Genomic DNA, 12,060 nt, shown 5'->3' with positions numbered 1-12,060 from the left:
GTTGTTTGCTTTTTATTTATACAACCCGTGGTTTTATTATGCTATTTATCAACCTTTAGCTGCTATTTGTTAGAATCTTTGAGTAAAGCTACCTAACTGGCTTAAGCAAAAACACTCATTTTATTAAATAACTAAATGGTTCCTTTAATGACTCTAACTTTCACCAAGAAGCTGTTAATAGTGATTCATGATGTGTTTACGATTACGTAGCTATGGAGCAGTAGGTATTTGCCTGATTAAATTGAATAAAAATTACACTTATAGTTGCACATTGTTAAAAGGTGGGTAACATAGAATTGCAATTTAAGTTTTTTATAAAATAATAATTAGGTATCCATTATGAAGTCTCCTCAAGCATTAACGCTAATTGTAGCGTTGGTATTTGCTATTGCTGTTTACTTTTTAGCAGACAGCGTGATTGCACTAAGTAAAGTAAGTTTTGCTGTTGTAGCATTTGTATGTGCATTTGTAGCTCCATTAGTTGGCAAAACTAATGACAGTGCTCAAGCAGCAGATACAAAAATCACGACATTATATGTTGGCAACTTACCATATAGAGCAAATGAAGCAGCCGTTAGAGAATTGTTCTCAGAATATGGGCAAGTACAGTCAGTTAGGTTAATGAAAGATAAACACACTGGCAAAAGACGTGGTTTTGGTTTTGTCGAAATATCTTCAACTGATGCAGAAAAAGCAATCTCAGAATTAAACGATAGCGAATTTCAACAAAGAACCCTTAAAGTTCGTGAAGCGAAAGAACGCCCCGAAAAAACTGCTGATTAAGAAAAATACTAAACCTATTTTAAGCCCACATTATGTGGGCTTTTTAATATCTTTAACATTTATACTAGCCAAGTAACTTGGCATATCTAGCACTAATAACAAACAGACTTAAAGCTTAACTATCGTTTAGTGCTGAATTATCCTAAAATATTGCCACTATTTAGTAGACAAAAACTGAGCAATCGCTAAAATCTGCGCCCTCGTAGCATCGTCTGTTCACTATTAACAAGGTAATTCAATGTTTAGCCACATTCACCCCGACAACTATCAGCAGCAACTTGATGAAAAACAGCAAATCATTGCTGCTGATTTTAAACAATTTGACTTGCCGACATTTGAAATATTTACATCGCCTGCACTTAATTACCGCCAGCGCGCAGAATTTAGAGTTTGGCATGAAGGTGATGACCTTTATTACATAATGTTTAATAGTGAAACTAAAGAGAAATTTCGTGTTGATAACTTTCCGGTAGCAAGTGAATTAATCAACCAGTTTATGACAGCCTTATTAAAGGATATTAGGGATAAAGAAGTTCTACGCCAGCGCTTATTCCAAGTAGACTTTTTATCAACTTTAAGTGGCGAAGTATTAGTAAGCTTGCTCTACCATAAGCAACTAAATGAAGAATGGGCAGAGCAAGCAAGACAATTAAAAGAGCGTCTTTCGAGCATTGCTCCCGTTGATATTATTGGTCGAGCTAGAAAACAAAAGGTCATTCTTGATAAAGATTATGTCATGGAAACTTTAACCGTTGCCGGAAAGCAGTTCCATTACCAACAAGTTGAAAATAGCTTTACGCAACCTAATGCCGCTGTTAACGAAAAAATGTTACTTTGGACACAGCAAGCAACAAAAAATACTGGTGGTGATTTAATTGAACTTTACTGTGGTAACGGAAACTTCAGCATGGCGCTTGCAGAGAACTTTGATCGTGTTCTTGGTACTGAAATATCTAAATCTTCAGTTAAGTCGGCACAAATCAACATTGCAGCCAATAAGCTAAACAATGTCGATATTGTCAGAATGGCGAGCGAAGATTTCAGCCAAGCAATGAACGGTGAACGTGTTTTCCGCCGCTTAGAGGGGTTTGATTTAACTAGTTACAACTACCAAACCGTGTTAGTTGATCCCCCACGTGCCGGCCTTGACCCAGACAGTGTCGAATTAATTAGCCGATTCGAACGCATTATTTATATTTCTTGTAACCCAGAAACACTCAAAAATAATTTAGTAGAGCTAGTTAAAACCCATAAAATAGAGCACTTTGCCTTATTTGATCAGTTTCCTTACACACATCATGTTGAAACGGGTGTTATTTTGTCCCGCCTTTAGTAGCACTGCTATCAGACTTACGAGATTCGTTTCTTAAGCCAAACTCGAAGGCACCGCGAGCAATAAACCTAAGCTGTTTAATTGTTCGCTGTGCTAACTCTTCTAGGTCTTTCTTATCACAATCTAGCGCATCAGAGCCGGCACTAAAGACGATAGTGACCGCAGCATTGGCCTGCAAGTAGGCTACCTCTGCATCTAATTTATTCGCTTGCTGTAAGTAATCACAAAGCTCTAGGGTAAAATAGCGTATTTCTCTACTCACCGCGGCGCGAAATGCCGCCGACGTACCTGAACGTTCTCGTAGCAATAAACGGAAAATATTGCCGTTATTCTCAATAAACTCCATAAAGGTATGTACAGATATTTGGATAACTGAACCGCCCTTTTCAATACGTTGCCTTGCTTGACGCATTAATTGTCTCAGTGTCAAACCCGCTTCATCCACGAGTGTTAAGCCTAATTCATCCATATCACTAAAGTGTCGATAAAAAGATGTTGGCGCTAAACCCGCTTCTTTTGCGACTTCTCGTAAACTTAAACTAGAAAAGCTTCGCTCACTGCTGAGTTGCCCTAAAGCCGCATCGATTAATTGTCGACGGGTTTTCTCTTTTTGTAGCGCACGAATTCCGCTCATAACCATTAATACCTAGTAATAAGTTCACTATAACACTTGGCTCGTATAATACTGAAAACCACTAACATTGCTAGTAAATTGACATAAATCACCAAATTATATAACAACTTTGAAATTTTCTAGCATTCATTAATATTAATTAAACAACACTTGACTCCAAGCTCATGAAAGCTAGAATAGCGTACATGTGTACACTGAAATTTAGTGTTTAACCTTAAATGGAAATTCAATGAACAAACCCCCTATTATTTGGCTGAATGTATTCGTATTTAGCATTACTTTTTTATTCGCTGCAATTGCGGTTCCCTATAGAGCATTTACACATGGTTTTGATGCAGCAGAAATAACCGCTGCAATTATTTGTTTTGTTTATTGTGGTATGTCGATAACCGCCGGTTATCACAGGTTATGGTCTCATAAAACATATCAAGCTCATTGGTCTTTAAGAATCCTTTATGCATTAGGTGGCGCGTTTGCGCTACAAAATAGTGCCCTGCATTGGTCTTCAGATCACCGAATTCATCATAAACATGTCGATAAAAACCATGTTGACCCTTATTCAGCAAAAATGGGCTTTTGGCATTCACATATTGGCTGGATGTTAAGAGACTTTCAGCCAGAGCGATACAATAACTATGACAATGTTCGAGACTTACAAAAAGATCCAATTGTTGTTTGGCAACACAAGCATTATTTACTATTAACTATTTTAATGAATTTTGGTGTACCAATATTATTTGGTTTATGGCACGGCGATATTATTAGTAGCTTACTGTTATTAGGCGTTTTGCGACTAGTGTTGAGCCACCATACAACTTTCTTTATAAACTCGCTAGCCCATATTTGGGGGAAGCAAACTTACACCGAGAAAAACACTGCGCGTGATAATGGCTTTCTGGCTTTTTTTACCTTTGGCGAGGGCTACCATAATTATCACCACATATTTGAAAATGACTACCGAAATGGTATTCGTTGGTGGCAATTTGATCCTACAAAATGGTTCATTAAAGGCTGTGAACATTTAAAGCTTACCTCTAAACTAAGAGTGACGCCTGAAGATAAAATTGAAAAGGCAAAGCTATCTATGATGTTATTACGTAGCCAAGAAAAAATTGCCATGCATCCTGATGCCGAACAGCTTTTGGAGCGCTTACAAAGCGAGTATGACGAGCTTATTCATAAAGTAAATGCCTTTTATGCCGCTCGTAAAGCCTTACTTGCAACTAAGCGTGATCAGCTTATCGCTGACGTGGAAAATTCAGAAGTGATGGCACAATACCAAGAAATAAAGCAACTTTTGGCTCAGCAAAGAAGAAGTTGGCAATTAACAGTTGAAAAACTAGCATAAAAACAGTTACCTCAGTTTTAATTCCTGCTAAAATTTTCGCATTATGGCAGGAATTAAAAGGGTTTATCATTGAGTAAGCAAGCACAAACAAAAACGACAAAAAAAACCACAAAGCATTATGATTTCGACGCCATCATAATTGGCACCGGCCCTGGCGGTGAAGGTGCAGCAATGAACTTGGCGAAGCGTGATAAGCATGTTGCCATTATTGAGCGTTATCATAACGTTGGTGGCGGCTGTACTCATTGGGGAACCATACCTTCAAAAGCATTACGCCAATCTGTAAGTCGTCTTATAGAATACAATTCCAATCCATTATTTAATGCTGGGCAAAACGCTAAACAACTAACTTTTCAAGATATTCTTAGCCACGCATCAGCGGTGATCAGAAAACAAGTCAATCTTCGTAGTGGTTTTTATAACCGAAATCAGGTTGAACACTTTTACGGTGAAGCCTCTTTTGTTGATGCCAATACCATTCAAATATTGCGTAACGACGGCTCTATTGACACTATTAGCGCGAAGCAAATTGTTATCGCTACCGGCTCTAGACCATATCACCCTGATGATATCGATTTTTCTCATCAACGCGTTTACGACTCAGATAGCATTTTATCGCTAGAACACTCGCCACGACATATCATTATTTATGGTGCGGGCGTAATAGGTAGCGAATACGCGTCAATATTTCGTGGGTTGGGTGTCAAAGTTGACCTGATCAATACCCGAGATCGATTACTGTCATTTTTAGATGATGAAATGTCTGACTCGCTAAGTTATCACTTATGGAATAACGGCGTTGTTATTCGGCACGGCGAGCAAATTGAACGCGTTGAAGCAAGTGACGACTCAGTTATTGTTCACCTTGAATCAGGTAAAAAAATGCGAGCAGACTGTTTGTTATTTGCCAATGGTCGAACCGGTAACACCGCAGATTTAAAACTGGAAAATGCTGGCTTAAAGGCAGATGGCCGAGGACAGCTAAAAGTTAACGAATTATATCAAACTGAAGTAGAAAGCATATTTGCTGTCGGTGATGTAATTGGTTACCCAAGTTTAGCAAGTGCCGCCTTTGACCAAGGCCGCATTTGTGCCAGTGCGATGCTTGACGGCAACAGTAAAGCTAAATTAATTGTTGATATTCCAACGGGTATCTACACCATTCCTGAAATTAGCTCTGTGGGTAAAACAGAACAAGAGTTAACAGAAGCCAAAATACCGTATGAAGTTGGCCGTGCTCAATTTAAGCACTTAGCGCGTGCACAAATTTCCAATAACTTAGTTGGCTCATTAAAAATACTTTTCCACCGTGAAACTAAAGAAATATTAGGTATTCACTGTTTTGGTGAAAATGCCGCTGAAATTATTCATATCGGCCAAGCGATTATGCAACAAACTAATGGCGGCAATAATATTGAATATTTTGTTGAGACAACATTTAACTACCCAACCATGGCTGAAGCGTTCCGTGTTGCGGCGCTTAATGGCTTAAATCGATTATTTTAAGCCTTAATTGTACGTGCAAGGCATTAGTAAGTGCCTTGCTGACACTAAAGAGCTAAGTGAGAGAATAATGAAATATAGTTTGTTACTCGTATCGTTAATATTTGTATTTACTTGCCAAGCCAATGACAATTTCACCATTTACCTATCACGACACGCAGAAAAATTAGCTGATAGTAAAGATCCTAACCTAACTCAGTGTGGCTTAAAACGTGCGCAGCAGCTAGCAAGTATCTTGGAAAAAGTGAATATTGCTAAGGTATATAGCACAGCATATAAACGCACCATAGCAACAGCTAAGCCAACAGCAGAACAACAAGGCGTAACCATTACTGAATATACGCCAGCAAAATTAGAGCAATTTGCACAACATTTACTAACCAAAAAAGAAACTGTATTAGTCGTTGGGCATAGTAATACTACCCCGCAGTTGTCTGCATTATTGAGCGGTTTAAATGTAGAAGAGATCAGTGAAAAAGAGTATCAAAACTTATACCAAATACAAGTAAGTGAAAGTGCTAAAACCTTAACCTTGCTAACACAACCACTTACTTGTCATTAGCTAGCTTACATTTCTAGAGGATTACCCTTAGTACCTGGGCTAATCAATTCTATTTCAGTAATAGTAAACGGTGTACCCCATTGCTGAATGGTCATTACATTTTTAACCTTACCTTTAACTCTGACAATTGCACCGTTTTGAGCAAACTCTTTTTTCATATTCATCGGCAACAGTTTCTTACCTGAGTCAGTTATAATGCCGTAAAAGCCGCCCTCTAAATTCAGAAATTGCACACGACCACGATGCCAGCCTGAAAACTCATTTTTAATTTTTTCTTTAATCTCTCCCATATCATGCCCTTCTAATTTGTCAGCTGCATTAATGGGTGTAGCTACAAGTTTAGTCACTTCTTTTTCAGTATTTTCTTCTTGTACTGCTGCTTCAGCTTTTTCTGTGTTGCTGTCAGCATTATCCTTAGATGAGCTACTTCCACAAGCACCTAGCAGTAATACGATAGCCAATGCTGAGATAAGTTTACTGTTTGTTGTCATGTTGATATCCATTAAAATCTATTTCTTAGCCAAGCATACATTAAATTAAAGCTAATAACCAAGGGCAATAAAAAAGGAGCCTAAGGCTCCTTAATGTCTACCGTTGAGTTGCACATCGCAACTACATGAAATTGTTTTACTTACAATTTATTTATGAAACGGCTTACTTAGGCGATGTACCGAGTCAATAAAGTGTCCAGCATGTTCTGGGTTCACATCTGGGTGAATACCATGACCTAAGTTAAAGACATGACCAGTACCACCATCACCAAAACCAGTTAAAATTTTCGATACTTCTTGTTCAATTCGTGGCAATGGCGCATATAACATAGATGGATCCATATTGCCTTGTAATGCAACTTTATCACCAACACGTGCTTTGGCATTTTCAATATCGATTGTCCAATCAAGTCCTACAGCATCACAACCAGTCGCTGCAATATCTTCTAACCACATACCACCATTTTTAGTAAATAATGTTACTGGCACTTGGCGACCATCATTATGGCGTGTTAAGCCATCAACAATTTTTGCCATATATTGTAATGAGAACTCTTTGTAATCACGTGGAGAAAGAACGCCACCCCAAGTATCAAATACCATGACAGACTGTGCGCCTGCCGCTATTTGAGCATTTAGGTAAGAAATAACTGAATCAGCTAATTTATCAAGCAACATGTGTAATGTTTGTGGCTCTGCAAACATCATTTTTTTGATTTTAGTAAAGCCTTTAGAACTGCCACCTTCAATCATGTATGTCGCCAATGTCCACGGGCTACCTGAGAAACCTATTAGTGGTACTTCACCTTTAAGCTCCTTTTTAATGGTACGAACTGCATTCATGACATATTGCAATTCACCTTCAGGATCAGGAATACCAATTTTTTCAACATCTGCTTTACAGGTAATTGGGCGTTCAAATTTTGGCCCTTCACCTGTTTCAAAATATAGACCTAAACCCATAGCATCTGGAATAGTTAAAATATCACTAAATAAGATAGCTGCATCAAGTGGAAAACGACGTAAAGGTTGAATTGTAACTTCACAGGCTAAATCAGCATCGCGACAAACACTCATAAAGTCGCCAGCGTCTTTACGCACTTCACGATACTCAGGCAAATAACGACCAGCTTGACGCATCATCCATACAGGGGTGTAATCAACAGGTTGACGCAACAATGCGCGCAAATAAGTATCATTTTTTAATTCAGTCATGAACATTCTTCTCCACTTTAAGATGCGCGCATTCTATCACTTCAAAATTTATTGATCTATGTCCCAAATCAAATCTACAGCAGCTCTTCTTAGCTTCTAAGATATTTTTGTTGTTTTTTACTCATTTTGTGACATAAGACAAAATTATTTTGAATCACCAATTTTTAATAATCTGGCTAATAAGATAAATTGCCAATGCCCATTCTTGCTCAATAATCATACAAGCAAAATAAATTATTAAATTTTTTTTCAAATAAAATAAATTATTTTTTTAGCTCTGCAATACCCGTCGTGTCAGCATTTTTTACAACTTTTACTTTATAAATCATCACCTTTCAGCAGAGTGGTTAACCAGTAAACAACTCAAATATAAAAATATTTACCTGCACTTTCGTCACATTAGCAATTGATAGGTAACACTTTTTTACAATCAGAAGAAATATTTGATATCAATAAGCTTGCTCTAAGTGCAAAACAACATCAAATTTAGCGTCAAAAAAAGCATCGGAAATGAAAATACCGCATTTTTACCACACTCTACGTACGAAAATATTCGTGGAATATATACTCTATTAAAGTTGTTGCAGCAAGAAAAAGCCTTTGCTATAAATTGTCCCGCGTTACAGAAAACAATAATAAAAATAAAGAATAACTAAAAAGAAGCTAGATTAACTAGACCATACAGCGAGCATTTCAAGCCTTACTTCGGTAAGGCTTTTTTATTGCCTAAATAATATATTTTCACAATATTGATTAAGAGTTAAGATGCCGACTTTTCACATCCAAAATCGTTTTGCCAAAATAGCCGCACTAATTTGGTTATTAGCAATTATCCAAAGTAGTCTCGCCATATTCGGCATTTTCACTATTACTCAAACGCAATATGAGCGAATCGCTTTTGGTGTTTTCGAACTAATAACTATGAGCTTAGTCATAATTTATTCTGTTGCTATTTTACGCTCTATTGCTAAGCAAAAATGCACTCTTGCAGAAACAGTCAGTAAAGCTTGCGTTGGCTCGTTATTACTTTGCTTTGTCGGTGACGTTATTAATCGCAACTTTATGCAGCAGTTTTATCAATACGACGATATTGTCAAACACAGTTATTTAGCCGACTCTGTTCTCTTTTTCTTTCCTGGCTATTTACTTATCATTGCGACCGTAGCTTTTGTTGCATATAACCAAGGTGTAACCAAGACTTTTATGGCTATTACAGCGTTACTCGCAAGTGTGATAGCTTTAGTTACTTATCAAGATATGCACATAGCAAATAGCAGCTTAACGCTAACCGTAATAACGATGTCATATTCTGTGCTAGTCAGTATTTTAGCCGTTTCAGCATTATGGCTACTAAAAGCATTTGCATGGAGCAAAGCACCATTAGGCATTTGGTTAGCAGCTGGTGGTCTAGTGCTGGCTATGGTGGCAGATGCCATTATTGGCCAATTTTGGATTTTTGGTAATCAAGGGCAAGGCTTCTTTCCTGTTGTTAGCCATAGCAATTGGATTGTCTACATCGGCTCACAGCTGTTGATTCAGCAATTACCTTTAAGCCTAGTTCAGCTTAAGAAAGAGCATGCATAAATATTGCTATTTGCTAGTTTTAATGACATATATCAATATTCAAATTAATCTCCACTATTACTATAGATAACAAGAAGTGTCTTGCTCTTAAGATGACATAATCCGCTTTGATATTAGCCTGAGTAAAAATATGACTATTGCGCATGGTGAACACAGAATAAATATTCAAGATGGTATTATTTACTTAAAGTTGATCGGGTCTTTTAATGACGTTGGCGCAAAAAACTTCACTCGAGCAATGAAAGAGGCTATTACCACCTTTAAAGGCGCGAGCTTTTCGATATTAGTTGACGATTTAGAGGTCATAGGTGGTACACCTGAAGCCTACGCTGAACTTGAGAAATACAATCAATGGCTTAATACTCAAAATATGCGTGCGAAAGCTATGGTTATTGACTCCCCTGTCACTTTAGCGATTATTGAAAAATATGCACCATCACGTGACCAGCAAAATATATCTGTATTTAACAACCAAACTGATGCGGTGAAATGGCTAAAAACTCAGCAATAATCTGTCCTCTTCCTTTTTAACATCATTATAAATAAGCATTAAGATAACGAAAACCCTCGCCAAAATTAAGGTCAATTGGTATAAATAACGCTCTCAAGGAAGTATGCAGGGCTCTATTTTGGAAAATGTTGATGTTTTAATTATTGGTGCTGGTGTCGTCGGTTTAGCCATAGCAGCTAAGCTAAGTCAACGTTATCCTAACCTGCTACTCATAGATAAAAATGCCGGATTTGGTGAAGAAACCAGTAGCCGTAATAGCGAAGTTATTCATGCGGGTATTTACTATCCAGAAAATAGTTTAAAAGCAAAGCTTTGTGTAAAAGGCAAAGAACTTTTGTATCGATATTGCCAAAACCGCAATATTCCGCACCAACGGGTAGGTAAATTACTCGTCGCACATAATGAAAAAGAAGAAGCTCAGCTAAGAGCTATGTTAACACAAGCTAAGTTAAATGGTGTCGACGACTTAGCTTGGCAAACACAAACGCAATTATCAGTATCTACCCCTGCATTAGCCGCAACCGCGGCATTATTGTCTCCATCTACGGGGGTTATTGATGTACACAGCTACATGCAAAGCTTACTTGCCGATATTGAAAATCAAGGTGGATTATTTGTCGCAAAAACCAACTTTGTTAGTGCAACAGTAAACAAGCTTGGTATTGCTGCCACACTTAATAGCCAAGGAGAACACATTAAGCTGCAATGTAAAACTATTATTAATTGTGCTGGATTACATGCTACTGAGGTCGCTAGAGCAGTTAGCGAAATGCCAACAAATAAAATACCAAAACTACATTACTGTCGAGGGCATTACTTTAGCTATCAAGGAAAAAGTCCTTTTAAACAGCTCATTTATCCAATTCCTGAAGCAAATGGTTTAGGTATTCATGCTTCGCTAAACACCGCAGGCCAGCTAAAATTTGGTCCTGATACTGAATACATTACCGATATTGACTATCAGGTGTCAGACAAATTAAAAGCAAAATTTGTTGGGGCGATTACCAAGTATTTCCCCGATATTGATAGCACAAGATTGATACCTGACTACGCGGGTATTAGGCCTAAATTACAGGGGCCAAATGAACCCTTTAAAGACTTTCTAATTCAAAGCCAGCAACAGCATAATGTGCAAGGTTTGATTAACCTATTTGGCATTGACTCACCTGGACTTACTTCAAGCTTAGCAATTGCAGAGTATATTGATGAGCTAATTTTAGCGAATTAAACCTAAGCAAATTAAACTTAAGCAGTTTCTCGCTTAAAATAAAAAGACCAACCACAAGGGTTGGTCTTTATGACTTATTTTAATACCTAATAAACTTTATGTTTATTTATCACCAACTTGTGCTGCTGCTTCAGGCTTTTGAATCTCAAGTAATTCAATTTCAAATTCAAGCACTGAGTTACCCGGAATACGTGGTGGGTTGCCATTTGGGCCATACGCTAAGTCAGATGGTATAGTAAACTTATACTTAGAACCAACTGACATTAATTGTACACCTTCAGTCCAGCCAGAAATTACACGGTTAAGCGGAAATACAGCTGGCTCACCACGGTCGTATGAACTATCAAAAGTATCACCATTTAAGAAAGTACCTTTATAGTGTACTTTTACTGTATCTGTCGCCGCTGGTTTTTCACCTTCAGCTTCAGCTTCAGTAAGTACAACATACTGAATACCTGAGTCAGTTACTTTTACACCTTCTTTTTTAGCATTTTCTTCTAAGAATTTTTTACCTTCAGCTAAACTTGCTTCCGAGCTCGCCAACGCTTGTTCTTGCTGTTTCGCTTTCATCGCTTGGTCTAAGTTCATTAGTAATGCTTGAATATCTTCTTTCTCAATTTGAGATTTTCCTGCCAAGCTATCAGTAAAACCTTTTAAAATAAGAGATTTATCTAAAGCCAAGCCCATTTTATTGTGTTCTTCTAAATTGCGCTCCATATACATACCAATTGAAGCACCTAAACCGTAGGCTTGTTTTTGTATTTCAGTATCAAGAACAGCTGGTTTTTCTTCTTGTTTTGCTTGCTCTTGGCAACCCATTACAGACAATAAAGCAATAGCGACTACAGTCGGTTTAAAAAATTTCATT

The 12,060-nt window shown here is 37.6% G+C and carries 12 protein-coding genes; 8 read left to right on the top strand and 4 right to left on the bottom strand.

The window, feature by feature from the left end; all coding sequences use genetic code 11:
* Positions 1 to 339 precede the first annotated feature (339 nt).
* Complete coding sequence (locus AC27HL_RS17630; RefSeq protein WP_487082368.1) at positions 340 to 783, top strand: RNA recognition motif domain-containing protein; 444 nt, start codon at positions 340 to 342, stop codon at positions 781 to 783.
* Between the two features lie 238 nt (positions 784 to 1,021).
* Positions 1,022 to 2,116, top strand: coding sequence for a tRNA (uridine(54)-C5)-methyltransferase TrmA (gene trmA, locus AC27HL_RS17625; protein ID WP_487082367.1), 1,095 nt, complete (start codon positions 1,022 to 1,024; stop codon positions 2,114 to 2,116).
* Here the strand turns inward: trmA and fabR are convergent.
* Positions 2,097 to 2,750, bottom strand: a complete 654-nt coding sequence (fabR, locus tag AC27HL_RS17620; RefSeq protein WP_487082366.1) for an HTH-type transcriptional repressor FabR — start codon at positions 2,748 to 2,750, stop codon at positions 2,097 to 2,099. The two genes, trmA and fabR, sit on opposite strands and share 20 nt — an antisense overlap.
* Positions 2,751 to 2,979: 229 nt before the next feature.
* On the opposite strand from fabR, the gene AC27HL_RS17615 reads away from it, so the two are divergent.
* From AC27HL_RS17615 to AC27HL_RS17605, 3 genes are all read left to right on the top strand, one after another.
* Positions 2,980 to 4,098 carry a fatty acid desaturase gene (locus AC27HL_RS17615; RefSeq protein WP_487082365.1) on the top strand — a complete coding sequence of 373 codons (1,119 nt, stop codon included), beginning with the start codon at positions 2,980 to 2,982 and terminating at the stop codon, positions 4,096 to 4,098.
* Positions 4,099 to 4,167: 69 nt separating this feature from the next.
* The gene (gene sthA, locus AC27HL_RS17610; RefSeq protein WP_487082364.1) at positions 4,168 to 5,604 is read left to right on the top strand and encodes a Si-specific NAD(P)(+) transhydrogenase; all 1,437 of its coding nucleotides are present in this window, start codon (positions 4,168 to 4,170) and stop codon (positions 5,602 to 5,604) included.
* A gap of 67 nt (positions 5,605 to 5,671) precedes the next feature.
* Positions 5,672 to 6,163, top strand: coding sequence for a SixA phosphatase family protein (locus AC27HL_RS17605; protein WP_487082363.1), 492 nt, complete (start codon positions 5,672 to 5,674; stop codon positions 6,161 to 6,163).
* Positions 6,164 to 6,168: 5 nt separating this feature from the next.
* Here AC27HL_RS17605 and AC27HL_RS17600 read toward each other — a convergent pair whose 3' ends face one another.
* Entirely contained in the window at positions 6,169 to 6,654 is a 486-nt protein-coding gene (locus AC27HL_RS17600; protein WP_487082362.1) for a hypothetical protein, read from the bottom strand.
* 147 nt (positions 6,655 to 6,801) lie between these two features.
* Positions 6,802 to 7,869 carry a uroporphyrinogen decarboxylase gene (gene hemE / locus AC27HL_RS17595; RefSeq protein ID WP_487082361.1) on the bottom strand — a complete coding sequence of 356 codons (1,068 nt, stop codon included), beginning with the start codon at positions 7,867 to 7,869 and terminating at the stop codon, positions 6,802 to 6,804.
* A 765-nt stretch (positions 7,870 to 8,634) separates the two neighbouring features.
* Here hemE and AC27HL_RS17590 point away from each other — a divergent pair.
* From AC27HL_RS17590 to AC27HL_RS17580, 3 genes are all read left to right on the top strand, one after another.
* Entirely contained in the window at positions 8,635 to 9,453 is an 819-nt protein-coding gene (locus AC27HL_RS17590; RefSeq protein ID WP_487082360.1) for a hypothetical protein, read from the top strand.
* A 130-nt stretch (positions 9,454 to 9,583) separates the two neighbouring features.
* Positions 9,584 to 9,964, top strand: coding sequence for a DUF7793 family protein (locus AC27HL_RS17585; protein ID WP_487082359.1), 381 nt, complete (start codon positions 9,584 to 9,586; stop codon positions 9,962 to 9,964).
* 118 nt (positions 9,965 to 10,082) lie between these two features.
* Positions 10,083 to 11,192, top strand: a complete 1,110-nt coding sequence (locus AC27HL_RS17580; protein WP_487082358.1) for an NAD(P)/FAD-dependent oxidoreductase — start codon at positions 10,083 to 10,085, stop codon at positions 11,190 to 11,192.
* A 102-nt stretch (positions 11,193 to 11,294) separates the two neighbouring features.
* On the opposite strand, the gene AC27HL_RS17575 is transcribed toward AC27HL_RS17580, so the two are convergent.
* Positions 11,295 to 12,059, bottom strand: a complete 765-nt coding sequence (locus AC27HL_RS17575) for an FKBP-type peptidyl-prolyl cis-trans isomerase (RefSeq protein ID WP_487082357.1) — start codon at positions 12,057 to 12,059, stop codon at positions 11,295 to 11,297.
* Position 12,060: the final 1 nt, after the last annotated feature.

The sequence above is a fragment of the Colwellia aquaemaris genome (assembly GCF_057548755.1).
The sequence above is the reverse complement of the archived record's forward strand: the minus strand, read 5'-3'. Positions and strand labels throughout refer to the sequence as shown.